A 25,519-nucleotide genomic window follows, 5' to 3' on the forward strand; every position below is an offset into this window, starting at 1 on the left:
GTTAGTTTTTATAGTTACGTAAAAACTCGTCGGGTCTAACATAAGCCGGGTTTTTTACAATTTGGCCATGTACGACCATGAGGGGATGAACTTGTAAGACATCATAAATTAAGCCCCCATCAAATTTAGTGACATCATACTGACACATGGCAGTAACTGGATGGGTATCCAGAATGGTATTAATTAACGCTTCATAGACGATTAACTGCTCTGAGCCAGGAATATTTCGGAGAGACCAACTCATTTCCCCTGAAAGGCGTGCACCTACAAAACCATCAGCAATTGCTTGTTCATAATGCCTTTTAAGGCAAGACAGCATTTGTTCTGGTATAAATTTACCTTCAGGACAATAAGTAGTGACTGCGGGAGTAATGGTTACTTGACTGGTTTTCGGCACTTCGATACCTAATTCGCCCAACCAATCGACTACCTCTTCAGGCTTCATTATATCGACAAAATAGCCAATCCTCTCATTGTTGAGAATCCCAGATTCGATGTATTTCGATATAACACGCCGTCGTTCGCTTTCGTCTCGATACATAAGACAAGCGTGTGCGCCATGTTTAAAATGTTTGTAGGTAAACCCCAAAGAGATATCATCATGATCTTTGCTGTACACAACAATCTCCTCTACTTGTTACTTACAGTATAGATACTGGATGTAGCTGTGTAAAAATCAGAGGGGGAGTTGTCGAAACCCCGTTGTTAAGAATAATTTCTTATTCAGAAGACTCAGGCTTTTTTCTCAATACTTTTATTGCACTTTGTCTCGATTTTTCATCCAAAATCTTTTGCTTTGCCCGCCTTGACCGTCTCTTTTTCTGCCGTTTTATTTTTTCAATTTTTTGTTGCTCTTTTGTTTTTTCATCACTGACTATCGAATGTAATTTTTCACAAAGACGCATTCTTGCAAAATAGCGGTTATCTTCACGGCTTCTTGACTCTTGGCATTTAATTTCCAAACCAGAGGGCACATGTTTCAAATAAACAGTGGAAGCCGTTTTATGTAGCTTCTGCCCCCCTTTACCACTGCCTAAGATAAATTTCTCGATGAGCTCAGCTTCATCGATATGAAGTTTAGCCATCCATGCTGCTAATTTGTCCCATTTTTCTTTATTAATCATATCAGTGTGGGTAAGAAGCCATTACAAAATCTATACAACCTGTTTTTTGAATGCAATTTTTCGTTTTAAAATCAGGACTGCATTATGCTAATACGTCATTAATGCTACGCCTGTGGAGTAAAACTTGCTTCATCTTGGGAATCTTTGGAGTCAGTAGGAGGGGGTAACTCCTGTTTTTTAAGATGTTCAACCGTTTCTTTAAAAGACTTATCAGCTTTATCTAAAAATTCCTGCTTATCCATTTTCGGACCACCCACCTTAGCATTATCCACGTGGCCTTTCCAAGATTTATTAAAATCCTCTTTTTGTTTTTGGTCGCAGTTATCCGCGTAACATTGTGCAAGCTTATTTATATTTGAGTTTTCATTGGCCAGGTTTTGGGTAGGACGATTAATCCAAGTGATTTGAAAAACTTGGGGAGGGCCTGGATCGTAGTGGGTTTGCAGATTATCTTTATCAACATTTAACCCAAGGCTTTTCATCAAATTGTATGCCAACTCTTTGCCAGCTTCTTCACCCGAAAGCGGCTTTGTTTTATCCTTTAATGAATTAAAGATGTCCATCAGGCCACTTTGAAATTTTGAGTCTACCGTTTCGGCTCTTTTTCTGATTTCTTCCTCGATAAATTTTTTTCGTTCAGGCATTCGTAGCGGACCTGGATAGCGTTCTTCTGCTTCTCTGGCGATTCTTGCCGCTTCGTTTTCACCCTCTTCACCTCCAAAAAGGAAAGCCATTTGATTGGCTATATTATCCTCTTGGAATTGATACCCATGAAACCTGCCGTTAGCGAATCCTTTTTTCTCGATTTTATCTTTTGACATACCATCTCTCCATCTTTTTTATCCATTATAGCATTGAATGAAGAACCAGCTTGGCCGGGAGACAGACGCCTAAAATAAGAAACATCCCCCACACAAAATTAATTGTCTAAAACAATACGGTAACGTGCTTTGCCAGCTCTTAAATGCTCTATTGCCCGATTAACATCCTTCATAGCAAAATGCTCTGTCAATGGAAGGATATTATGGCGCACACAGAACTCAAGCATATCTTGAATGGTTGCAGGGCTTCCGAGCGGTGAGCCTGATAAACTACGTTGTTTGAAGATGAGTGAAAAAGCAGGAGCTGGAATAGGATTTGGAACTGCACCCACTGTATGTAATCGCCCATGCGGTGCTAACAGCTCAAGATAAGCAGCCCAATTAAGATTTGCATTCGTAGTATTAAGTAGAAAATCAAATACCCCAGCTAATTTCTGAAGCGCTTTGTTGTCATTTGTATTCACCACGTAATGAGCCCCCATGCGCTTGGCTTCAGCCTCTTTACCCTCCGTAGACGAAAAAGCAGTCACTTCACATCCCCACTTATGAAGAAACTGCAATGCCAGATGGCCAAGACCACCAATACCAATTACACCTACCCTGAAGGTGGGACGTATATCAAATTGGACAATCGGATTAAACACGGTAATACCGCCACACAACAAAGGGCCTGCGTCATACGCTTTCAACTCGTCGGGCAACGCAATAGCCCAGATCGAATTACAGCGCACCACGTTGGCAAAGCCTCCATGTCTCCCTACAATGGTTTGTTCTGCTTTAGCACAAAGATTATGATCGCCACTAAGACAGCTATGGCAGTACATGCAACTGCCGCTAAACCATCCAAGACCAACCCGCTGACCAACCTTTAGATTGTTAACGTGTTCACCCATTGCAATGACAGTACCCACTACCTCATGACCCGGGACAATAGGATAATTACTAAAACCCCATTCATCGTCGATCATGGAGAGATCGGAATGGCAGACTCCACATGATTCCACCTGAATATCGACCTGTCCTGGACCAATTTCTCCCAAAGTAAACTCGAAAGGGGTCAACCGACCGGATTTTTCGTGAGTTGCATAAGCATGAACTTTTGTCATAGAAATCTTCCTTGATGTAACGATTAACAAGTTTTTTGTAGCGCACTAAAATAAGGCTGGCATAGCATACTAAGCCTGTCAACCACCTTCTGTTTTGCCTGACCTACCGCAAGTAAAATAAAAAAGCCGCCAGCTGCTTTGCTCTTTGCACTTTATCAAAACGTTTATTTATTTTTTAAATAAGCTACAAAATTGTTCTTTGTCCATCCTTTCAAATCCATGTTCATCTGTCAGTTTGTTGGTAAAGAATGTTGGAACCACTGGATTTTTCAAAGAAAATCCACCTTTATTTAGAACATGGGTTACTGAACTTGTGCAATTATCCGGTTGAAACCCCGACGCTAGCACATGGGTCTCATCATCATAAACTTCTACGCCACACATGTCTTCGGGAGCAGGATAGCAATTAAGCCTTTTATGATTCAGTTGAGTCTTCCATGAGCTCCATGTAAAGGTCAAAGCACCAGTCAGGCAAGGAGCAATCGGGTTGGTAGCACCAAAAACAGCATACAGACGGCTTTTATTTTTCACGTCTTCTTTAAATTCATTTGTAGCGTTATTGATTTCTTGGTACTGTGTTTTTTCAATTTTTTTAACCAAGACATGATCTGCCTCTTCAAAATCTTCATGATGAGATTCTGCGAATCGACCTGCTGTAGGAACAGATCCTAAAGTAAGCTGATTAACTAAGGCACCAATCGGCCCGGGAAAAAAGCTTAAATGATTAAATTTGCTTCTTCCTGGGGATCGTTTTATGGCAGAGACAGAAACATGGCCTGAACCATTCTCCTGATTAGTGTTCTTCACGAACGCAACCACATAGTACTCTTGATTTCCCTTCCGTTTGGTGTCTGCTCCTAATTTTCGATTATCACTTGGCATAATAACTACTCTCATTTGACGGTAATGCTCATTCTGGCTAGATAAAAAACGCAGAAAGTTTTTATTGTACAAATGCCAAGCTTAACTAATCCTTAAATTCAGAAAATTTTTTTAGCACCATGGCCTACACAGGACAAAAAATCAAAACCTACTTTTTGCCCCTAATGCCAACATGCACTGATTTATCCGAGGAACCTGCGCAGAGTAAAAAGCTAAGGGTTATGTTTAGGTTAACTTAACCTTATTTCTTCAGCTAAGCCATCCGTGGAGGCTATCTCTTTAGCTAAACCATCTGGAGAGACACCCCAAGGCTTGTTAGGAGAACTAAGGTTTGCTCCACCTTGATTTAATATATGTGTAACCAAAGTACTGCAATTTGTGACTTGGGCTTCGTATTTTTTGTTTCCCCTTTGCCTGTGGTAGGCCATGACATCTAAAGGATCCTGACTGACAAACGAGGAGGCGTCACTGAAGAAGCCTAATAGGGAGACATTAGGCAACAATTGGTAATTCGTTTTACCTTGCTCCACATTGTCCCTAAGCTTTGTAATTTCTTTATTCATTAAATCGCTGTCGAGCCCCTGAAATTTATAAACATGATCAGGAGGGGCAGGAATAGTGGGTGCGTCTTGAGAAATAATGGGGACTTCATCAAAACTCGTGAGTATAGGATCTTTATTCCTTGACTGAGCTGCAAGATCCATATCTTCTTCAAGCGAAGTCGTTAAATGGGCAGGTAAGGGAAGTACCGCTGTGGGCCCCATTGAAGGGAAGCCTTTTGGATGAATGCTAACATAATTTCCAGGTTCATCCACTTTCAATTTGGGTTTTTCGCCTCCCACCTGAATGGCAGCATGGCCTGGATCGCTAGTCGTTTTTTCCCATATGAATACGTAAGTATCCGATGATTTTTTATCTTTCTCCCTGAATTCAGCTTCAGAGTCAGATTTAGCATTCGGTTCGGTTTTTTGAGAATCCAGTGTATTAATTATTTCGGGTGTAACAGTCTTCTCGCCAGAAAAAAATGATTTTATCCTTTCCCGCATAATACTCTCCCTCAAAAATATACTCAGAGAAAATAACTTTCCTATTATACGCATTCTAAAGACAAATAGGCAAAAATTTGATCTTTTTTTGAATGCATCTATAGTTTTCGATAGCTGACTCTACTAACCTCAATAAAGGTAGAAACCTTGTATACTGAAAGAATCAGGCATAAACGCTACAAGGAAAGAGAACCGATATCATGCGCAGCAAGCCCAAAACGATTAATCTGGCGCTACAAGGTGGAGGAACCCACGGTGCTCTGGCCTGGGGAATTCTGGATAAATTACTCGAAGATGGCCGAGTGCAATTTGAGGGAATTTCTGCAACCAGCGCTGGTGCTACAAACGCCGCTGTTCTTGCTCATGGGCTAGTCACTGGCGGCAATGAGGGTGCTCGGGAATCTTTATATAAATTTTGGAAAACCATTAGTGATGTGGGGCAAATTTATAATCCAATTAGAATTACCCCGTTAGAGGAGCTGTGGGGCATAAAACCTGAATATTCCATGTCTTATTTACTTTTTAATCTATTGACTGAGATTTTCTCTCCCGCACAATTAAACCCACTTAACATTAACCCTTTGATCAATATACTTAATGATCAAGTTGATTTCGATAAAATTAAGTCCTCTAATAAAGTGAAAATATTTATCTCGGCAACCAATATAAGAACAGGGAAAATCAAGATCTTCGATAATCAAGAATTATCTGTGGATGCCATCATGGCTTCAGCATGCCTCCCTTTTTTATTTCAACCGATTAGAATAAATGATGACTATTATTGGGATGGCGGTTTTATGGGAAATCCTGCACTTTACCCGCTTATTTACAATTCGCAATGCACTGATATTTTAATCCTCCACATCAACCCAATTTACCGGGAGAAAGTGCCTGAAACGGCTACAGAAATTTTAAATCGTATGAATGAAATTAGTTTTAACTCTTCATTAATGCGTGAAATGAGAGCGGTGGCATTTGTGAGTAAGTTACTGGACGAAGGATGGTTTAAAGATGCTTATAAAAGGAGAATGAAGCGTATGCTCATCCATGCGATTCGAACCGATGTCATCATGGAGAAATATTCTGTTGCAAGCAAACTAAGTCCATCTTGGTCGTTTATCAGCCATTTGTTTGAAGAAGGGCGTAAAGAGGGTGAAAAATGGCTAAAACAAAATTTGCGTTATATTGGAAAAAAATCAAGTATTGATATTACAGAATACCTTTAAAGACATCCAAATCTTAGACTTTTATCCCTCTTGTTTTGCTTTAAATAATTTCTACACTGTTTCGCAAACCTTACCGTTTGAATTGCATACACTTGTTTGATAAATTAGTTCAGTTTCAATCAGTTGAAACAGTTTACAAATTTTTATTCGACCTATTCAAAACTCCATATTTCATAAGGTATTAGTCTCATGGAAAGAAAAAAACATCGCTGGTTAGCTGTCTTAGGGCTTGTTTTCTCTGGCGCTACCTCAGCTGCTCCATTAGCGCTCGATAAGGATGGACCTGTCTGTACTTCATTTCTCTGTGCTTTCAAAGCCCCCGGAGGTATTTATGCTAACTTCACCGGTTATTATTTACGCCCAAGTGAAACAGGCATTGGCTTAGTCACCGATAGTTGGCAATACCCAGTTCCCGGCGGTGAATTGTCCCGCAGCAAGCCTGTTCAGCCCCACCACAAATTCGCTGGCCGCATAGTTTTGGGATATGACTTTGCAAATTCAGCGAATAACATTGAAGCAAATTATTTTGTTTTAAGAAATAAAACGCATGCTATTAATGACTTCTCTGATGGCTCAGATTATTTTGGCTCCGTTCTTTTTCCAGATGCAACCATACCACCCACACCTGGTTTTGTGAGTAATGCGTATTTGCGTTATGAAATACACCAAGCCGATTTGAAAGCAGGCCGAAAATATTCCGATGCAACACAAAGTTTTAGCATCCATCCCTCAGCAGGTGTCCGTTATGCGGAAATTGAGCATAAGCTTACTTTTGCGGCTCCAGGTAACATGATTAGCGAATTTAATGGTGTCGGTCCTCTGTTTAGTGTTGATGCAAATTACGGCTTAGGCCACGGATTCGGCTTGGTCGGATATTTTGACTATGCCTTCATTGTTGGGCAAATCCATTCCCACTCTTATGTGGTTGTACAAAATTTCAGTCACATGTTTACCTGGCCAAAAAATGATCGTATTGTTAACAGCATAACCGGAAAGCTCGGTGTTGATTATAGCCATGTTTTTTCCAATACTGCTCGCGCTACATTAGAAGCTGGCTACCAAGTTGGTACCTATCAAAACGCAATGGATACGCTAAGAGGCTATCTATTTAATCCAGGATTCCAACATATCGCTGGCAAAGAAACCAATAGTTTTTCCTACAGAGGACCTTATCTAAGCTTAGCGATACATGCCTAGTACACTCGAATTGCTTGTCTGACCTGGCAGTGCTCGCTTTTCACGAGTTCTGCCAGATTAGTTTTATCGACATTTATTCCTTCCTTTCATGAATGGATTAGGGCGTAAGAGTATCCGCCGGATCTTAATTTACTGCTTCATTATTCTCCGAGGGCTTTGGCTTATTAATCAGACGATTAAACGTATCTTCACATATTGGTTTTGTCTCTCTGGTTTCAAAGTAGCTCAGCGGGGTAAGCAGTGCGATATCAATATTCAACGCTGGACACAAAGTTACCCATTCTGCAAAGCACTTCTCGTCAAATTCATTCATACCATAGCCAGCCTGTGAATTCCCCAATTTGCAATAGGCAATGGAAGCCATTGCGTTGATAAGTTTTGGTCCAGCCTCCTCATTAAGAGGAATTGAATCCTTTTTGTGAAACATCAAATGCGTACCGCAATACAGGAGAGCCGCCTTTAGCCCACTTTGATATCGATTAAAATAGTCTGGGTTGTTATTAATATCTTCTTGATAAATACGTTCATCCGATTGTGATATTCGGCCTTGAGCAAAATCTTGGTAAAACCAAATCAACCGCCTTATCGCAATAGCGGTATCTAAGCTTACTTTTCTTGGTGTTGAAGCACCCTCTTTCCCTTCTAAAAACTCCGTATCGTAGCTTTGATTTTGAGCTAAATGAAATGCATCAAATAGCCGATCGGCGGATGTTTGAGTTAGGCCAAAATTGGTTTGATAATCCAGCTTAATCCGGTTTTGTATTGTAAGATTTAATATGTTCTTCCAGTGATCTAAATCGGTTTTTGATTCATATGTGGACATGGAATTGCCTTGCATGTCGGTAATATTAGTCGAATCGCCACTGCTTTCTTTAAGAATCATCCCAAGCACATGTGCCCATTTGCGTGCAACCTGCTCGTCAAAATAAATATGTTGAGCATTCGCCATGCTTTGATAAATAACAAAATGTTGAAAAATAAGCATCCTTAGATGAGGATCTATCGCGTTACATTGACTATCATTATCTGTCATCATTACATCGACAACGTGTTGGGTAAGACGGCCAACCTGTGCTTTATCAGGCAATCCCGTGAGGTCTGGAAGCCAACCGCCATCAACAGGATCCTGCGCTTTTAATAAATGGAGGTGATCGGCAAGCGAAGGCGGAGCTTCTTCTTCAAAGTTAGGAGAGGTGAATGCCAACAATGGAATGAAAGAAAGGATCATCAATACTCTAACATATTGCTTTTTCATACTCACGACAACGGGTTATAAGTTAATTCACAATTTTCTTCTCCTTGAAAGATGGTTCATCCAAATTAAAAAAGCAGATTAAGCGGACTAAATAAGAAAGCGCTTCGAATACGCCCAGTAATAATTAGTATAGACCCTTACTTCGATGAATGAATGTCTTTTGCCAAATTGACTTCAGAACAAGTTACTTAATGGGTTTGTTGAAATTTACCTGATAAGTCATGATTAGACTAAACTATACGGATATTAAGACATTAGAAAGTTACCAGATAACCTGCTCGGGGAATAGCTTTATGGAAAAGGTATTCAGGTTTAGTAAAATGGAATTTCAAACGAAAACAATTCGCCTTCAACTATTATATTTTATCATTGTAACTCCTATTGTACTTTACCTAGACAGCGTACCCTTCAGTAGAATATTCCCTTATGGCCAATGGATAGTTAATTTCTGTACCCTTACCACATTTGCTTGGTTTTATTACGTTGCGGATAAACGGGTACAAGGCATGATGTTACTTATGCTTCTGATATCCAGCTGTGGCGAAATAGTAGGTTCTCTTATCTTGAAGTTTTATGTCTATCGTCTTGAGAATATTCCGCTCTACGTGCCTTTTGGTCATGCCCTTGTTTTTGCGTCTGCTTATTATATTTACCAACAAACTTTGATCCAGCAATACGCCGATAAAGTCCAGCGCCTACTGTTTTTTCTTGCTTTATTGATCAGCGTATTTTCCTTGCTATTTTTACAAGACACCTGTGGATTCATTTGCTTTTTAACTTTTTGCTTATTACGAAAAAATAATAAATTATTTTATTCGTGTATGTTTTTTGTTGTTTTATACCTAGAATTGATAGGAACTTACCTCCAGACATGGACTTGGTATGGAAAGTTAAATAATCACCCTGATTGGATAATAGGATGCAATAATCCACCCTGTGGAATCGGTGGGTTATACATGATATTTGATGTTTTAGTCACCTTTTGTTACTTCCAACTAAATGCGATACACAATAGGGAATGACTTCCGTAAAAAACGACGTGCCATCAGCAAATGCAAGTCCCAGCAAAAACTGCTAGCCATTAGCTACTGATAGCCTAAGGATAATAGCGTATTTCTATTTTATTGTTTTCTGGATCTAAAATATAAATCGAAACACCATCCCCATGTGCTCCCCAACGGTCGATTGGACCTTCTATAATAGCAATGCCATGGGATTTAATTCGTTGGCATACTTCCTCCCACTCGTTTTTTGCAAATGAAAGACAAAAATGATTTAACCGATTTGATTTTTGATCCGTTTTTTTTATTTTTTGGGGAAACAAATCTATAATTGTGTCAGAATTAATTCGCATCGAAGGGAAAGGAATTTTTCCAGCACGAAATTCTTCCACTCGTTCAGGATGCAATCCCAGTATATCCTTATAGAATGCTAACATAACATCCATATTTTTAACATTTAACACAAAATGATCCATGATTGGTTTAGGCATGATTTCCCCACATACCGATTTAAACTCTAACGCGCCAGGTAATGTTATAGCTTAATTTTTACTGGGATGCACCTTCTACCCATGCCCCTGTCTGTCTGCTAAATCTAAGAATAAGAATTATTCCTGAATTAATCTACTGTTCAATATGTCCTTAAGAATGCTCCGATTACTAGGCTCTTTCTCAAAAACGGGGGCACTTTAATCGAGTTAGTATAGACTAACCCTTTGATTTGACGGTCAAAAGGAGATTAAAGTGCCAAAGAATGATCTTATCCTAAATTTACCTGGATTTACCATCAAAAAAGTAAGTGGTTATCAACCCTTAATTTTGGAGTTATCTTATAATCGCAAAGCGCGTTGTGGCCATTGCGCTAGCAAAGAGGTTCGTAAAAAAGCGTCGTATATGCGACGGGTGGCGCATGAATTAATTGGCCACCGACGAAGCGAGTTACACTTTAAGGCTTATAAGCTGTATTGCAATAGCTGTAAGCGTTATGGGAATCAACAGTTTCCTGGGATTAATAAGTATCAACGTTCAACTTGGCGTTTGCAGGCAGCTGTTTTCCATGACCATACCCGTGGCATATCGCAAAAAGACCTTGCTAAGCAATATAGCAAAGGCAAAGCAACCATTGAGCGCTGGTATCAGCAGCACTATCGAGAACAAGAACGAGAACTAAAGAATGCACCTTGTCCAGCTGTTCTTGGAATAGATGAACATTCCTTTAGCCGTAAACAACGATATGCAACTACACTTTGCGACCTTAGAAAACATAAAGTATTTGATATTGTTAAAGGTCGTTCTTCAGCTGATTTAAAAGACTATTTTAAAAACTTGGAGGGTAAAGAGCGGGTGAAAGTCGTTTGTATTGATTTAAGCACGAGTTACCGAGCACTGGTGAAACAGCACTTTCCTAACGCGCAAATCGTGGCTGACAGATTCCATGTTATAAGACTTATTAATCAGCTCACCTTACAAACCTTTCATCAAATTGACCCAACCATCAAGTATCAGCGAGGTTTATTAGCAGCGCTTAAAACCAACCCGGAAAACTTAACAACTAAGAGGCTCTCTCTTCGTAATCACTATCTTGAACAACAGCCGGCCATTGCTGCCATTTATGATTTTAAGCAAGAACTACATCAATTACTCACTAAAAAGCATTGCACCGCTAAAGAGTGCAAACGCTTATTACCCCGTTTCTTAGAAATGATAAACGAACTTAGACACAGTCCTTTTCAACCTTTGAAAACCTTAGGAAATACCTTATTTAGATGGAAAGATGAAGTCGCAAGAATGCTCCGATTCACTAAGAACAACGGGATAACCGAAGGCTTTCATCGAAAAATGAAACTCATTCAGCGTAGAGCTTATCGGTTTAAAAACTTTGAAAATTATAGAACGCGTGTTAGGGTGCTCTGTTGCTAACGATTAGTGCCCCCGTAATTGGGAAAGACCCATTTTACTGGGTTTAAATGGCGCGCTCGGAGGGACTCGAACCCCCGACACCTTGGTTCGAAGCCAAGTACTCTATCCAGCTGAGCTACGAGCGCATTGCGGTGGATCACTGAAGGAAATCTTCTTGCCTAAATGGTGGGCCGTATAGGATTCGAACCTATGACACAGAGGTTAAAAGCCTCCTGCTCTACCACCTGAGCTAACGGCCCTTACAGAAAAACTCTTTTAACATATTATTTTGACAAAACACCATAATAGATCAGCCTGTTTATGCGCGAAATCCCGCAAGAAGACTTGAGCTACTACCAAAACTTTGGTCAAAATGGTGGGCCGTATAGGATTCGAACCTATGACACAGAGGTTAAAAGCCTCCTGCTCTACCACCTGAGCTAACGGCCCAAAGAGGCTGGAATCATACCGGATTAAGGCAAAATTTCAAGTGTTTTGTGCGGTTTATTTTTCATTAATGCCCGCCCGGTATACAAATTGTCACTCGTTGCTAAAATCGTCCAACCTTCTGCTGCAAGACTTTTTACTTTTGATTTTAAGCAATTACTGTGCACGATTAGCAATAAAACATCAGCGCCTAATGCCCCACATCCTTTAGCTGCTAAAACCCCAGGTTGTGAAATGAAACTCTTAATATGTTCTAAACTATGTGGAGCCACCAAATGCAAATTAGTTAATTGTTGCTGATATGTATTTACTGCTTTCACTAACTCTTCGCTATTTTCCTGTTCAAATGCAGTTTGGGCAATTTCAACAGTCGCTGATAATTGATTAATTGTAGGTGGCAGATTCAAATTTCTCAAATGATAATGGGTGGCTAATTTTTGACCGCTATGTAATAGTAAAAAAGAAATTTCTTTGAAAGGCCAATCGTAAGACTTTATTAACTTCTGTTCGCGATTGATATAAACACAGCGATTTTGCGATTGGGCTAATAAGTCATAGCCACTAGGCTTTAAACCTTCTCCACGCCAAGCACATTGATAATAAGCATCCAACAGCGCCTTCTGATTAGGTTCAACATGAAGTGATCGACAGCTTGCTAAATAAACACCAAGAAACTGTGCACTGGAAGCACCAAGCCCGCCCTTTCCTTGATAAGGATCGCGCCACGTGACACCTTGTGATAGAAGCCGATGGTGCGCCCACCATTGCCCAGCCGGTGAATCCGGATGAATACCTTGCATGAGATTATCCTCAGTCAACGATAATTCAAAGCAAGGAGATGTCGTTAAAATAATGGCTGAAGCGCCTGCTATTGCTGCATATTCACCCAATAAGAATGTTTTTGCCGGGATACGCCATTTCATGTTGCAGTCTGCACTTGTCTAATTTCAGTGAGAAGAGCACATGCGTTATTTAGGCTAATCCGTTTGTTCGTGGTCAACCAACTTTGTAATCGTTCTTTTAGTAGTGGCATTTCACTATCAGTAGCTCCAGCAACTAATAAAAGGTTATCGATATGCAGCTTCATATGCCCCTGGATAATCCCTTCCGTACACAGCGCTCGAAGAGCGCCTAAATTCTGCACTAAACCCACTGCAGCAATCACGCGGGATAAATGATTAGCAGATTCAATACCCATCATGCGTAAGCACAGCTTTGCTGTAGGATGCAAAGCAGTCACCCCGCCGACGGTGCCCACGATGATAGGCGCAGTAAGTTGGCCCGTCAGTGTACCTTGTGTGTATCGCCATTGAGTAATTGCCTGATAACGACCGCGGCGGGTTGCGTACGCGTGAACACCTGCCTCAACTGCACGCCAATCATTACCAGTAGCAATGAGAACAGGATCAATACCATTCATTACTCCTTTATTGTGTGTAGCTGCCCGGTAGGGATCCAGCTCAGCAAATAAGGAAGCTTCCTGTATACGCTCCCCAAGCTCAGGTTCAACCTCATAAATAGCAACTTTAGCTGTTGTTAATTTTTGATCATTTAAATTGGATAGAATACACATGGTAACCTGTTCACCAGTTAAATTCTCTAAAGGTTCTTTTAAATATTCCAAAGCTTGATTGATGATGTTAGCGCCCATTGCATCGCAACTATTCATCATGAGGTGGATAACCATCATATCTTCCCCATCCTCTCGCGTGAGACGACGAAGCTGTAAATCAACGACACCACCCCCTCGTTTTACCATTGTGGCAGCGACTTCCTCGTTTACTTTTTCTATCAAAAATTGCTTGTTTTCTTGAAAAATATCCTCAAATTTAGACAAATTGTTTATTTTTGCTAATTGTATTTGGCCGATGATGCATTCACCGTCGACATGAGTACTGATCTCGCCCTGTTGCCTTATCCATTTTGCTGTTTTTGACAGTGCGGCAATGATTGAGGTTTCTTCGACGGCCAAAGGAATCACGTAATCTCTGCCATCGATTACAAAGTTAGTAGCTACCCCTAACGGAAGCTGAAAATAACCAATAACATTTTCGATTAACTTGTCGGCAAGCACAGTGTCTTGCACGCCTCCATTGCTTAAATACCGAATATCTTCTGCAGTCAAAGCCCCTAACTCTAATAGGCGTTGAAATCTTTCCTCACGCGTGAGTTTAGAAAAGCCTTGAAATAACTGACCTGCTTGATTGCTTAACGGCGGCATGCCTTCTCCTTCAGTTCACTGAGTACACGGCTACCAGTACAAAACATAGCAACCTTTAATTCATATTCGATTAACTGCATAAGATCATAAACACTAGAAGCTCTCTCAAGAGCAGCATCCAGCATTGGTTTAGCAAAACCTATTGATGTCGCACCTAGTGCTATTAACTTAGCTGCATCCAAACCATTGCGAACACCTCCGGATCCCCAAACTTCAAAACGTGGATTTAAGGATACTGCGTCAATAACCGTTTGAACCGTATCAATGCCCCAATTACGAAAAGTACTCGCTGTTTTTTGTTTAACACTCCCTTCACCGGCACGATGTCCTTCGATTCGTCCCCAGTGTGTCCCACCAAGACCACTGACATCCACTGCTGCAATGCCAATGTTGTTTAGACGCTTGAGTGTTTCTAAAGAAAAACCACACCCTGTCTCTTTCACAATCACAGGAACAGGCAGGATTTTTACTATATTAGCCAATGCATGCCAACACCCTTTAAATTGGGGGGTTCCTTCTGGTTGAATCACTTCTTGTAAAGGATTGCAATGAATAATAAGCGCTTCTGCTTGCAAGGCTTCAATTAAGCTTTGCACTTGGGTTAGGGGGGCTTGAATTAGTTGAGTGATTCCTAGATTACTAAAGAGACTTACCCCTGGAAAATCACGACGCAAAGAATACCATTCCGAAGCCGCTTGGTTATCAGTAAGTTCACGGCGTTGGGAACCAACGCCCATTGCCCAATTACTCTTTGCACAGGCCTCGACAAGATTACGATTGATATTAACTGAACCACGATGTCCAGCAGTCATCGAGCTGACGAAAAAAGGTTTAGCCACCTGTTTACCAAAGCGTTGGCTCGCGATATTAATTTCCACAAAATCAAGATCAGGGAGTGCTTCGTGTATTAACGTGAAACTATCCAAAACATTTAATTCGCTCGCTTGATTTGCTTGCATTAAAGCCAACTCAATATGGTCCTGTTTGCGCTTTTCAAATTGGCTATAGTCGTCTTGCATACCCATATACTGCACCAGAAAAAATGGCCTAGATTTTAACACATCTTAACTTTTTCAACTAGTTTTCAATAGACTTTGTGTAAATAACTCATTCGTATTATGCTAAGTTATTTCCTGCAATTGAATTGCCATGCTTAAAGCAAAACCACAAACGAATTTCATTTTTGATAAGGAAAATCACTGCTTCCAATGTGAAGGGGCATGGTCTGTCTTAAAACTCAATGATTTGCTAAGCCACGTGGATTTAACTTCGATTCCTGCGGATAAAACAGTAAAAATTAACGGTGCTTCCATTTCTAAATTCGATAGCTCTGGAGCTATCGCTTTGATGCATTGCATCGATCTAATAAAGGATAAAGACAAAGAAGTCGAATTAGTTGATTTCTCCGAGGAACAAAAATCGCTATTAAAACTCGTTGAAGAAAAGAAAGAAATTCTCGGGTATAGACCACCCCCAATAAAGCAACGCAATATACTTGATCGCATTGGCGAAGAAGCCATTAATAAAATACGGCAAATGGATGGTTTGATTATATTAATTGGTGATTTAAGCACCAAACTTTTCGAAGCATTTGGATATTGGCGGCGCTTCCAATTCCCAAGCATCGTTTCGAACATTCATTCTGCAGGCATTCAAGCGTTACCTATTATTGCACTGCTATCCTTCCTTATTGGTGTAGTCCTTGCTTATCAGATGGGTTTACAGTTACAAACTTATGGGGCCAATATTTTTATCGCTTATTTATCAGGAATGGCGATATTTCGCGAATTTGCCCCTCTCATCACAGCAATTATTGTAGCAGGAAGAACCAGCTCAGCTTTCACCGCCCAGCTTGGTAGCATGAAAATTAACGAAGAAGTTGATGCCCTCTTAACCATGGGACTCTCCCCCACTGAACTGCTCGTCATGCCGAAAGTCATTGGTTTATTGCTTGTCTTTCCTCTAATCATTTTCTGGTCAGATGTTTTTAGCATCATCGGCGCACTATTAATGTCAAAGTGGATGCTCAATGTCGGCTATCTCGATTTTTTAGCGCGCCTTAAAGACTCAGTTGGCTTGGAGCAATTACTACTTGGCCTATACAAAGCTCCAGCCTTCGCCATACTCATAGCATTAGTTGGTTGTTTTCAGGGGTTCAGAGTACAACCAAGTGGTGATACTATTGGGCCTCAAACAACGAAAAGTGTGGTTCAAGCTTTATTTTTAATTATCGTTGCCGATGCCGTTTATTCTGTTGTTTACAGCTGGATGGGAATTTAATGAGCGAACCAGTCATTGAGATTGAAGGATTAAAAAACTATCTGGGTGGGCAATGGGTACATTCTGATGTTAATCTCACTGTAGACAGGGGCGAGATTTTAGCCATAATTGGCGGAAGCGGCAGCGGTAAGACAACTATCTTACGCAGCCTGCTTATGCTTTTAAGACCCACAGCAGGCTCTTTAAAGGTTTTTGGCGAAGATATTCTGCAACTTAGTGCACATCAGTCTAACGCCCTTCGTCGGCGCTGGGGTATGATGTTTCAACATAGCGCTCTTTTTTCCGCAATGAATGTGTTAGAAAATATCATGTTCCCTATGCATGAATTTACCTCGTTGAAAAAAAGCTTCATGGAAGAACTGGCCATGCTCAAAATTGCGTTGGTAGGATTACCTAAAGAAGCGGCAGGTAAGTATCCTTCTGAATTAAGCGGGGGGATGCAAAGGCGTGCCGCAGCAGCTCGCGCACTAGCAATGGATCCAGAATTACTATTTTTAGATGAACCGACTACGGGACTTGATCCGAACAGCGCAAGGAAATTCGACGAGTTAATCCTGTTTTTAAGGGACGCATTGCACCTCACTATTGTGATGGTGAGTCATGATTTAGAATCATTAAAAATAGCAGATAGAATTGCCTTTATAGGAGAAGGGAAAGTATTATGTACTGCCCCTTTTAATGAACTAATAAAAAATCCACATCCATCGATTGCTGATTATTTCAGTAGACTTTAAACTGGTATATACGAAGAAAGCGATAGCTTAAAAATAGCATTTTGAAGTATCTTGGGTAAACCAACATATTAAACAGTTAGAGTAACGGGAGCACGCTTTTTGGAAGCAAAAACCAATTACACAATGGTTGGCTTAGCAGTACTGATTCTTGCAGGGGCATTGGTTGCTGCAGGACTGTGGCTGTCAGTTGGCTTTAACCAAAAAAAGTACTATACCTATGCTGTTTTTATGCGTGAGGCCGTATCAGGATTGAGCGAACAATCTCCTGTTAAATACAATGGCGTTAAAGTTGGTTTTGTTAGGAAAATTGAGTTGAACCGCCATGATCCACGACAAGTTGAAATCCTTCTTAATATTGAAGAAGGAACTCCTATAACTGTGAGTACTATGGCTACCTTAATCTCCCAAGGCATTACGGGCAATACTTATGTAGGGCTTTCAGCAACATCTTCTGATTTAACCCCGCTAAAAGCCGCGCCGAATCAACCCTATCCCGTCATTCCGGCAAAACCCTCTTTATTTAATCAATTGGATAAAGTGCTTAAAGAAGTTTCTGTGAATGTTAACAAAGTGAGTATAAAAGTCAGCCAAGTTTTTAGCAAAGATAATATTGATAATTTACATAGAACCCTTGCTAATATAAGATCGTTTACCGATGTTCTCGCTAAGAATGGTGTAAGCGTTAGTCATTCCATAAAAAGTGCAGAAATTTTTCTCCACAATTCGGCAAATGTAAGTGATGACTTTCCCGAAATTGTGAGTGACCTTAAATCGGGTCTGAAAAAATTTAGCAAAATGGCTACCTCATTGGCTACTGCTGGCGATAAAGTGTCTTCAACGATGGAATCAGGCAAAACAGCGATTGATAAAATCTCGCAGCAAACTGTTCCTCCGGTGATTGCATTAGTACATCGTCTAGACGTTATTGCAGCAAATCTTGAAAAGGTAAGCAAGCAGATGCGGCAAAATCCTGCGGTGATTATCCGTGGCACGACTCCCCCGCCACCGGGACCAGGAGAATAACTGTGAAAAAATCTACAACCTGGGTTCTGCTTCTTTTATTAGCTGCGTGTTCTCCAATTAAAATACCGAATTCCAACGAATACAAACTAGAGGCATACAGTGACAAACAACTGACTGCTCATCCTTCTAAATTATCCATTTTAGTCGCAACTCCCGAGGCGGTTGCAGGCTATCAAAATGAAGACATGCTCTATGTAAAAAAACCCTTTGAGCTAAGTTCTTTCGCTAATAATGCTTGGATGGATCCACCAGCGGCAATGCTGTTGCCTTTAATTGCGCAAAGCTTGCAGCGCAGCGGTTATTTTTATGCTGTAACCTCCAGCACACATTCCGAGTCTACTGATTATCGTGTAGATACTCAGCTTATCAAATTACAACAAAATTTTTTAACCAAACCCAGCCATGTAGACTTAGTTGTCAAAGTGGTGTTGTCTAATGTTAACGATAACCGTGTTGTAGCTTCCCGCTTAATTAGTCAACAGGTGAAATGCCCAACAGATACTCCCTACGGCGGTGTAACTGCGGCAAACATTGCAGCAAAGAATTTCACTGCTGAGGCCACTGCTTTCGTGGTATCACAAGTCAAACTTGACTCTTCGCATAATTAACTGAGTTTGACTTATTCGCATTATGATGGCGAAATGGATAAAACAATTGTACAATGAGCCGCCATTGCGGCTCTTTATATCGATTTGTAACTATGAATAAGAAGGAGAAAAACGGATGAAAGCCAGATCGTTTAAGCTAGGACTTGTTGTTGCAGGCATCGTGCTGCTTGCATCCTGTTCCAAACATCACGGTAACGCTGATGTCGGTTATGGTGAAGGCGGAGCTTCTGCCCACGGTTTAGGCCAATTTACTCAATTTGCTGGACAAGAGCCTGGTGAATCATATACTACCCAAGCGCCACACAACCAACGTTATCTCTTCGCTTATGACGATGCGTCTTTTGCACCTAAGTATAAGCCTTCTTTGATGGCGCAGGCAGACTATTTACGTTCCCATCCGGGTGCGCGTGTTCTTTTGGCAGGCCATACAGATGAACGAGGCAGCCGCGAATATAACGTTGCATTAGGTGAGCGTCGTGCTAATACTGTTGCTAATTTGCTACGCATGTCAGGTGTCTCCCGGCAGCAAATTCGTGTGGTTAGCTACGGTAAAGAACGCCCCCTCTACACTGGCCACGATGAAGAAGCGCATAAAATGAATCGTCGTGTTGAGTTAACTTACGAGGCAACGCGATGATTAAGCTCCATCGGCTTCTACTTAGCCTTTGCATCACCTGCGTTTTTCCTGTGCAGGTATTTGCTGAGGCCCCTGTAGTTGATGACAGTGAAAATTTCGCTATTCTTGATGATCAACAGGCAGCTGTAGAGCAGCCTGTTGCCAAAGCGCAGCTTGATGAATACACTGACAACAGTGATGAAGTTGCTCTTGCGCATGACAATCATGACAGCGATCGCAGTAATGATAGCGCCGAATTACTGAATAAACTACAAGGCCTACAGCAAGATATTCAAGAATTGCGTGGGCAACTAGAAGTTCAGGCACACGATTTAAAATTATTACAGCAACAACAATTAGCCTTCTATAAGGACTTGGACACACGTTTACGTTCTGACACAACAAAACCTGTTCAATCCGCTCAATCTTCACCGATGGAGCAACCTCAAGAGTTAACTTTGGGACCTAAAGTAGCCGCGGCAGCAACCCCTCCCCTGCCTTCAACCCAACCTACACAACAAGAAAAACAAATTACGGCAGGAGTAGTTAATTCTTCTCGCAGCAACCCAGCAAATGAGCAAATCAGTTATCTAGCGGCTTATGAGTTGGTAAAAAATAAGCGCTTTGATGATGCACTTGTTGCCATGCAAGCCTTCGTAGCTCAATACCCTCAAGGGGGTTATACAGCAAATGCTCAATATTGGCTCGGTGAGCTCTATATGGTTAAAAATAATTATCCCAAAGCAATCGAACACTTTGAAACAGTATTGAAGCAATTTCCCTCATCAAGTAAAGCAGCGGCCAGTACTCTTAAAATTGGCTACGCCCTTGCAGCTTCGGGTAAAGATAGAGAAGCAAGGCTTCGTCTTCAACAAGTGTTAAAAAACTACCCTGACACACCTACTGCACAACTAGCAGCAACAAAATTGGAGTCTTTAGGCGTCTCATGAAGCAAGTTAGTAATCAACTACGCATCACTGAAATTTTTCATTCTTTACAAGGCGAATCAACAACCGTGGGTCTCCCCACGGTTTTTATTCGTTTAACAGGCTGCCCATTGCGCTGCCAATATTGTGACACTGCTTATGCTTTTAGTGGTGGCGAGCTCACTCAGGTTAGTACCATTTTAGATAAAATTGAAAGCTATCAATGTAAACATGTCTGCGTTACTGGAGGAGAACCCCTCGCACAACCAGGTTGCATCCCTCTTTTACAACAGTTGTGCGATAGAGGCTATAACGTTTCATTAGAAACAAGTGGGGCAAGGGACATCACTCCAGTAGATAAACGGGTCATGGTTGTCATGGATTTAAAAACCCCAGACTCAGGGGAAAGTACAAAAAATTTACTCTCCAATCTTGATCATCTAAAACACACTGATCAAATTAAGTTCGTCTTATGTAGTCGAAGCGATTATGATTGGGCATGTCAGATGATGAAAACCTATAATCTGTCAGAGCGAGCTCAAATTCTTTTCTCGCCTAGCTGGAATGAATTAGATCCAACAACTCTTGCAGATTGGATTATAAAAGATAAATTGCCGGTGAGATTCCAACTGCAGTTGCATAAAATTCTTTGGAATGATGCCCCCGGACATTAAATAGTTTAGAAGGAGAAGTCGGCATGCAATGGTTTGCCCAAGCACCCGCTAATATTGCCCTCATAAAGTATATGGGTAAAAAAGATGATAAAAATAATATACCGGATAACCCATCCTTGTCTTACACCTTAAATAATCTTTTAACTAGCGTTATGCTTGAAAGCCATGCGGGAAAAAAAGATTTTTGGGAACCTTTAGAAATACCAGGTGCTCCCCCTTTTGTTTTGTCTGCTCAAGCTCAGGAGCGTTTCCTACAACATTTAGCTCGCATGAAGGCTTACTTTAATTACACCGGCTCTTTTGTTGTGCGTTCGAGCAATAACTTCCCGACAAGCAGCGGTCTAGCCAGTTCAGCATCGAGCTTTGCCGCCCTTACTAAATGTTCAACACTGGCATTGAGCGAACTTACTTCGCAGCCCATTCCCCCGATTGAAAAACAGGCTCAATTAAGCATGCTGGGTTCCGGTTCATCTTGCCGCTCTTTTTTTTCTCCCTGGGCCCTTTGGCAAGATAAAACCGTTGAAGCAATAGAACTTCCTTATACCCAATTACACCATGAAGTCATTGTAATCAGCCATTTGGAAAAGCATGTCCCTTCCAGTGAAGCCCACACAAGAGTAAAAAGTTCAAGCCATTATCAAGGCCGTAGCCAACGCGCCGCTGAAAATTTGAAAAACCTACTAAGAGCGCTTAAAAATAAAGATTGGGCTAGTGCTTATCATATTTGCTGGCTTGAATTTCAGGATATGCATAAATTATTTGCAACGAGCGTCCCTTCTTTCACTTATTTTAACGAAAAAGTAGAAGAAGCATTAAAAAATGTACAAGGATTATGGAATCGCGAAGGGGATGGCCCCATTGTCACAATGGATGCTGGCCCTAATATTCATTTACTCTATCGGCCAGAACAAGCAGAATTGGCACTTCGATTTAAACAAGATTATTTAATTGGCAATTATGATGTCTTATGATTTTGAAACAACAACCTATGGCAAATGGATTCTTGCAGGTGAGCATGCGGTTCTTCGCCAGCACGGAGCTCTTGTTTTTCCTATTAAAGAAAAAAAATTACACTTAAGTTATCGCAATTTAGGGGCTGAATTGAGTGCAGATTATGAAGGGTCTAATGGCTCGGACATGCACTTATTATTCTGGAGCGTATTGGAACAAGGCCAACAACTGCTAGGAAAATCGCTCAATAGTTTGAGCGGTCATTTCCATCTCTACAACGATATCCCTATTGGAGTGGGCCTGGGTGCATCCGCAGCCCTTTGTATGGCAGTAGCACGATGGTTTGAAGCACAGAATATGTTGGGAGACGAATCGGTTTTTTCGTTTGCTAAGAATTTAGAGCATTTATTCCATGGGAAAAGCAGTGGCCTTGATATTGCTGGTGTAGCTGCCGAGACAGGCATATATTTTCGACACGGACAGATGACTCCTATCAAACCAAACTGGGCTCCTTATTGGTTTTTATCCTCTTGTGGACAAATAGGTATCACTTCGCATTGCATCAATCAAGTTCAGCAGTTGTGGCAAGCAGATCCTCTAACTGCTGCCTTAATTGACCAAACGATGCATGAAAGCGTCATAAAAGCAAAATCAGCCTTAGAAAAAAACACCCCGCACTCTTTGGAAGAATTGGCCGATGCCATGCGTCAAGCTGCGAGTTGCTTTAAAAAATGGGGGCTGATAAGTGAAACCTTACAGCAACATATGCAAACATTACTTGACTTGGGTGCTTTGGCAGTTAAACCAACTGGTTCAGGAGGTGGAGGTTATGTCATCAGTCTATGGGAGAACCAACCCTCTGAGTTGCCCATAGAATTTATTACAGTTTGATTTTGCTATTTTACAAAACCCAAAGTACTGTCTAAATTTACAACAAAAGCACTAATAACTCTCTCTGCCCGGCACTCTCCGTAATTAGCTCTGAGCATGCAGTTGTTGGGGAGATCTTAGAAGGCGGTTATAACACGCTGTCAATGAATGCAAAGGATTGATAATAATGAAAATTAAAATTCATTTATTGGTATGGCTCTTCTGTTTTTCCCTCAATAATACGGTCTATGCAACTATCAAAGTAGGTACAGTTTTTTTCTATCCACCTTTTGTTATGTCTACCGGTGATGGATTTGATATTGATCTAATGCATGTAATCTGCCATCGCTTACAAGAAACTTGTCAATTTTTTCCCATGAATTACAACCAATTATTCACCTCCATAGACACCGGAAAGATCGACATCGCTATTGCTGGTATTGCCATTTCTCCGGAACGGCAAGCAAAATACGTCTTTAGTCTGCCTTATGTGCTAAGTAAAGGACAGTTTCTGATTTCAAAAAACAGTAATATTCATGCCATTGAGGATTTAAAAGGTAAAAAGGTTGGCGTAATTAAGGGAGAACAAGAAGGAAGCGCTATTTACAATTTTTTACTTCACAACTTTAATGAGCAATTCCAAATTGAACAATTTAATGACATGGAGGATTTAATTACGGCTGTTAATGATGGAGAGGTTACCGCTGCTTTTCTTCATCGATCGGCAGCAAACTATTGGGTGCAGAATGGAGGTAGCCAATTCAAAACATTGGGTAATCCTTTTACTTACGGTGATGGCATTGGGATTATGGCGCTACCAGTAAATGCTTCTTTAATTCAACGTTTTAACCAGCAACTACAAGCAATGGAAGAAGATAATTCCTATGTTAATTTATATTCCCTTTATTTTGGCAACGAGTAATATCGCAATAGCAATCAATTATCAACAAATTGATAATAGATTTCATCGTTTTTTATCATTCCCAATTCATAACGAGCTTGCTCTTCCAAAGATTGATCACCACTTTTGAGCTCAATAATATCTGCTTCAATAGCCCGGTTTCGTGCTAAGAGCTTTTCATTTTCAGTCTCCTGAACCGCTAATTTTTTCTCAAGCTCGACCCATTGGAATATCCCTCCGCCACCAAGCCATAGTTTATATTGCAGACCAATGAGCGCTAATATCAGGACGATAATAATGGAGCGCATATTAAATCCCAAAAAAAGAGGTTTACTATACAGTAGCATATGAAGTCAAAGCGTAATAGAGCATTATAGCCTTACACTTTGCTTCATATGACCGGCATCATTATTGGTTTATTAAAACCTTACGGCCTGCATAAGCAATAGGCGCAATTTCATTAATACGCAATAGCTGGTTATATTTAGCAATACGATCCGTACGACACAATGACCCTGTTTTAATTTGGCCACAACCTGTAGCTACAGCTAGATCAGCAATGAAAGCATCCTCTGTTTCCCCAGATCGATGAGACATCACACAGCGATAACCATGTTGGTGAGCAAGGGCAATCGCTTCTCTAGTTTCTGTTAAGGTTCCAATTTGATTAGGTTTAATGAGGATGGCATTTGCCATTTTCTGTGAAATCCCTTCTTGCAAAATACGCGTGTTGGTCACAAATAAATCATCACCAACAAGCTGTAATTTGGAACCAAACCGGGCAGTTAGTTTTTGCCAACCTTGCCAATCATGCTCATCAAGACCATCTTCGATGCTGACAATAGGATAGTTCGCGATCAAATCACCATAATAATCAATTAGTTCCTCGCTGCTGAGTTTTTTATTCTCAGAAGAGAGGTAGTAATAATTATCCCGGAACAATTCAGAAGCGGCGACATCTAGGGCAAACACAATGTCCCGGCCTAATTTATAACCTGATTGCTCTACTGCCTCCCCAAGCATATCTAAAGCATGGCGATTAGATTTTAAGTCCGGTGCAAAACCGCCTTCATCTCCTACTGCCGTACTTAATCCTTGTTTTTTAAGAACTGTTTTCAACACATGAAAAATTTCCGCCCCCATTTGCAAGGCAGTCGAAAAATCCAAAGCCCCTACCGGCATTAGCATAAATTCCTGAATATCCACATTATTATCAGCATGCGCTCCGCCATTGAGTACGTTCATCATCGGCACTGGCATCGACATTGATTCACCATGATTAAGTGCCTGAAACAAGGGTAATCGTGCCGCATTAGCATAAGCACGAGCGCTAGCTAGAGAGACGGCGAGAAGTGCATTAGCACCTAAACGAGATTTATTTTCCGTGCCGTCTAAACGACATAAACATTCATCAATTTGCTGTTGATCTTTAACTGAGAAACCAATTAGTGCTTGGCTGATATCATGATTAATGTGTTCAACGGCTTGACGTACTCCTTTTCCAGCATAGCGAGACATGTCTTTATCCCGCAGCTCGCAAGCTTCACGACTTCCAGTCGAAGCGCCTGAAGGCACACTCGCCCTCCCTATTTCCCCATTAGTTAATACGACATCAGCTTCTACTGTGGGATTACCTCGTGAATCAAGAATTTCACGTCCTTTAATACTGGCTATTTGCATTAATTTATCCTCAGCAATTTATTTGAGGGGT

Annotated in this window: 27 protein-coding genes and 3 tRNA genes; 14 read left to right on the forward strand and 16 right to left on the reverse strand. The window is 40.9% G+C overall.

The genetic code is table 11. From position 1 onward, the window contains the following. Position 1 precedes the first annotated feature (1 nt). The 6 genes from LMI_RS12695 to LMI_RS12720 all read right to left on the reverse strand — a co-directional run bounded on the left by LMI_RS12695 (position 2) and on the right by LMI_RS12720 (position 4,979). A complete protein-coding gene (locus tag LMI_RS12695; protein WP_045100121.1) occupies positions 2 to 619 on the reverse strand; it encodes an MEDS domain-containing protein in 618 nt (205 codons plus the stop codon). Between the two features lie 100 nt (positions 620 to 719). Continuing rightward, positions 720 to 1,124 carry a peptide chain release factor family protein gene (locus LMI_RS12700; protein ID WP_045100122.1) on the reverse strand — a complete coding sequence of 135 codons (405 nt, stop codon included), beginning with the start codon at positions 1,122 to 1,124 and terminating at the stop codon, positions 720 to 722. A 104-nt stretch (positions 1,125 to 1,228) separates the two neighbouring features. Continuing rightward, positions 1,229 to 1,945 carry a hypothetical protein gene (locus tag LMI_RS12705; RefSeq protein ID WP_045100123.1) on the reverse strand — a complete coding sequence of 239 codons (717 nt, stop codon included), beginning with the start codon at positions 1,943 to 1,945 and terminating at the stop codon, positions 1,229 to 1,231. Between the two features lie 98 nt (positions 1,946 to 2,043). Continuing rightward, entirely contained in the window at positions 2,044 to 3,051 is a 1,008-nt protein-coding gene (gene ahr / locus LMI_RS12710) for an NADPH-dependent aldehyde reductase Ahr (RefSeq protein WP_045100124.1), read from the reverse strand. Between the two features lie 168 nt (positions 3,052 to 3,219). Further along, the gene (locus tag LMI_RS12715) at positions 3,220 to 3,933 is read right to left on the reverse strand and encodes a hypothetical protein (protein WP_045100125.1); all 714 of its coding nucleotides are present in this window, start codon (positions 3,931 to 3,933) and stop codon (positions 3,220 to 3,222) included. A 230-nt stretch (positions 3,934 to 4,163) separates the two neighbouring features. After that, on the reverse strand, positions 4,164 to 4,979 hold the full coding sequence (locus LMI_RS12720; protein WP_052679580.1) for a hypothetical protein: 816 nt from the start codon (positions 4,977 to 4,979) through the stop codon (positions 4,164 to 4,166). Positions 4,980 to 5,179: 200 nt separating this feature from the next. On the opposite strand from LMI_RS12720, the gene LMI_RS12725 reads away from it, so the two are divergent. Beyond that, the gene (locus LMI_RS12725) at positions 5,180 to 6,205 is read left to right on the forward strand and encodes a patatin-like phospholipase family protein (RefSeq protein ID WP_045100126.1); all 1,026 of its coding nucleotides are present in this window, start codon (positions 5,180 to 5,182) and stop codon (positions 6,203 to 6,205) included. A gap of 189 nt (positions 6,206 to 6,394) precedes the next feature. Beyond that, positions 6,395 to 7,402 (forward strand): Lpg1974 family pore-forming outer membrane protein, encoded by a 1,008-nt coding sequence (locus LMI_RS12730; protein WP_045100127.1) that lies wholly within the window; start codon positions 6,395 to 6,397, stop codon positions 7,400 to 7,402. Positions 7,403 to 7,526: 124 nt separating this feature from the next. Here LMI_RS12730 and LMI_RS12735 read toward each other — a convergent pair whose 3' ends face one another. Next, the gene (locus LMI_RS12735; RefSeq protein ID WP_143001031.1) at positions 7,527 to 8,657 is read right to left on the reverse strand and encodes a hypothetical protein; all 1,131 of its coding nucleotides are present in this window, start codon (positions 8,655 to 8,657) and stop codon (positions 7,527 to 7,529) included. Positions 8,658 to 8,977: 320 nt separating this feature from the next. Here LMI_RS12735 and LMI_RS12740 point away from each other — a divergent pair, with 320 nt between their 5' ends. Beyond that, entirely contained in the window at positions 8,978 to 9,679 is a 702-nt protein-coding gene (locus LMI_RS12740; protein WP_058393269.1) for a hypothetical protein, read from the forward strand. A gap of 74 nt (positions 9,680 to 9,753) precedes the next feature. On the opposite strand, the gene LMI_RS12745 is transcribed toward LMI_RS12740, so the two are convergent. After that, positions 9,754 to 10,149 carry a VOC family protein gene (locus LMI_RS12745; RefSeq protein ID WP_045100130.1) on the reverse strand — a complete coding sequence of 132 codons (396 nt, stop codon included), beginning with the start codon at positions 10,147 to 10,149 and terminating at the stop codon, positions 9,754 to 9,756. A gap of 253 nt (positions 10,150 to 10,402) precedes the next feature. Between LMI_RS12745 and LMI_RS12750 the strand changes: the two genes are divergently transcribed. Continuing rightward, positions 10,403 to 11,578: an ISL3 family transposase gene (locus LMI_RS12750; RefSeq protein WP_045099560.1), complete on the forward strand. Its 1,176-nt coding sequence runs from the start codon at positions 10,403 to 10,405 to the stop codon at positions 11,576 to 11,578. A gap of 48 nt (positions 11,579 to 11,626) precedes the next feature. Here the strand turns inward: LMI_RS12750 and LMI_RS12755 are convergent. The 6 genes from LMI_RS12755 to fni all read right to left on the reverse strand — a co-directional run bounded on the left by LMI_RS12755 (position 11,627) and on the right by fni (position 15,244). Further along, a tRNA-Arg gene (locus tag LMI_RS12755) sits at positions 11,627 to 11,703 on the reverse strand. Positions 11,704 to 11,741: 38 nt separating this feature from the next. Continuing rightward, a tRNA-Lys gene (locus LMI_RS12760) sits at positions 11,742 to 11,817 on the reverse strand. Positions 11,818 to 11,931: 114 nt separating this feature from the next. Further along, positions 11,932 to 12,007, reverse strand: a tRNA-Lys gene (locus LMI_RS12765). Between the two features lie 23 nt (positions 12,008 to 12,030). Beyond that, a complete protein-coding gene (locus tag LMI_RS12770; protein WP_045100131.1) occupies positions 12,031 to 12,927 on the reverse strand; it encodes a mevalonate kinase family protein in 897 nt (298 codons plus the stop codon). Further along, positions 12,924 to 14,225, reverse strand: a complete 1,302-nt coding sequence (locus LMI_RS12775; RefSeq protein WP_045100132.1) for a hydroxymethylglutaryl-CoA reductase, degradative — start codon at positions 14,223 to 14,225, stop codon at positions 12,924 to 12,926. The genes LMI_RS12770 and LMI_RS12775 overlap by 4 nt, the downstream gene beginning before the upstream one ends. Continuing rightward, entirely contained in the window at positions 14,213 to 15,244 is a 1,032-nt protein-coding gene (fni, locus tag LMI_RS12780; protein ID WP_045100775.1) for a type 2 isopentenyl-diphosphate Delta-isomerase, read from the reverse strand. The genes LMI_RS12775 and fni overlap by 13 nt, the downstream gene beginning before the upstream one ends. Positions 15,245 to 15,374: 130 nt before the next feature. Here fni and LMI_RS12785 point away from each other — a divergent pair, with 130 nt between their 5' ends. The 10 genes from LMI_RS12785 (at position 15,375) to LMI_RS12830 (ending at position 23,829) form a co-directional block, all read left to right on the forward strand. Continuing rightward, positions 15,375 to 16,505 (forward strand): MlaE family ABC transporter permease, encoded by a 1,131-nt coding sequence (locus LMI_RS12785; RefSeq protein ID WP_045100133.1) that lies wholly within the window; start codon positions 15,375 to 15,377, stop codon positions 16,503 to 16,505. Continuing rightward, positions 16,505 to 17,239, forward strand: a complete 735-nt coding sequence (locus tag LMI_RS12790) for an ABC transporter ATP-binding protein (RefSeq protein WP_045100134.1) — start codon at positions 16,505 to 16,507, stop codon at positions 17,237 to 17,239. The genes LMI_RS12785 and LMI_RS12790 overlap by 1 nt, the downstream gene beginning before the upstream one ends. 99 nt (positions 17,240 to 17,338) lie before the next feature. Continuing rightward, entirely contained in the window at positions 17,339 to 18,262 is a 924-nt protein-coding gene (locus LMI_RS12795) for an MlaD family protein (RefSeq protein WP_102010562.1), read from the forward strand. A gap of 2 nt (positions 18,263 to 18,264) precedes the next feature. Beyond that, positions 18,265 to 18,870 (forward strand): ABC-type transport auxiliary lipoprotein family protein, encoded by a 606-nt coding sequence (locus tag LMI_RS12800; RefSeq protein WP_082050750.1) that lies wholly within the window; start codon positions 18,265 to 18,267, stop codon positions 18,868 to 18,870. A gap of 115 nt (positions 18,871 to 18,985) precedes the next feature. After that, positions 18,986 to 19,507: a peptidoglycan-associated lipoprotein Pal gene (pal, locus tag LMI_RS12805; protein ID WP_045100136.1), complete on the forward strand. Its 522-nt coding sequence runs from the start codon at positions 18,986 to 18,988 to the stop codon at positions 19,505 to 19,507. After that, positions 19,504 to 20,436 carry a tol-pal system protein YbgF gene (gene ybgF, locus LMI_RS12810; RefSeq protein WP_045100137.1) on the forward strand — a complete coding sequence of 311 codons (933 nt, stop codon included), beginning with the start codon at positions 19,504 to 19,506 and terminating at the stop codon, positions 20,434 to 20,436. Before pal ends, ybgF begins: the two co-directional genes overlap by 4 nt. After that, positions 20,433 to 21,086 (forward strand): 7-carboxy-7-deazaguanine synthase QueE, encoded by a 654-nt coding sequence (gene queE, locus LMI_RS12815; RefSeq protein WP_045100138.1) that lies wholly within the window; start codon positions 20,433 to 20,435, stop codon positions 21,084 to 21,086. The genes ybgF and queE overlap by 4 nt, the downstream gene beginning before the upstream one ends. A 23-nt stretch (positions 21,087 to 21,109) precedes the next feature. Then, the gene (locus LMI_RS12820) at positions 21,110 to 22,057 is read left to right on the forward strand and encodes a diphosphomevalonate decarboxylase (RefSeq protein ID WP_045100139.1); all 948 of its coding nucleotides are present in this window, start codon (positions 21,110 to 21,112) and stop codon (positions 22,055 to 22,057) included. Continuing rightward, entirely contained in the window at positions 22,047 to 22,928 is an 882-nt protein-coding gene (locus tag LMI_RS12825; RefSeq protein WP_045100140.1) for a mevalonate kinase family protein, read from the forward strand. The genes LMI_RS12820 and LMI_RS12825 overlap by 11 nt, the downstream gene beginning before the upstream one ends. 166 nt (positions 22,929 to 23,094) lie before the next feature. Beyond that, positions 23,095 to 23,829, forward strand: a complete 735-nt coding sequence (locus LMI_RS12830) for a transporter substrate-binding domain-containing protein (RefSeq protein WP_045100141.1) — start codon at positions 23,095 to 23,097, stop codon at positions 23,827 to 23,829. A gap of 14 nt (positions 23,830 to 23,843) precedes the next feature. Here LMI_RS12830 and ftsB read toward each other — a convergent pair whose 3' ends face one another. Next, positions 23,844 to 24,116 (reverse strand): cell division protein FtsB, encoded by a 273-nt coding sequence (ftsB, locus tag LMI_RS12835; RefSeq protein ID WP_045100142.1) that lies wholly within the window; start codon positions 24,114 to 24,116, stop codon positions 23,844 to 23,846. 100 nt (positions 24,117 to 24,216) lie between these two features. After that, the gene (gene eno, locus LMI_RS12840) at positions 24,217 to 25,488 is read right to left on the reverse strand and encodes a phosphopyruvate hydratase (RefSeq protein WP_045100143.1); all 1,272 of its coding nucleotides are present in this window, start codon (positions 25,486 to 25,488) and stop codon (positions 24,217 to 24,219) included. Positions 25,489 to 25,519: the final 31 nt, after the last annotated feature.

This window comes from Legionella micdadei (assembly GCF_000953635.1).
Lineage (GTDB): Bacteria > Pseudomonadota > Gammaproteobacteria > Legionellales > Legionellaceae > Tatlockia > Tatlockia micdadei.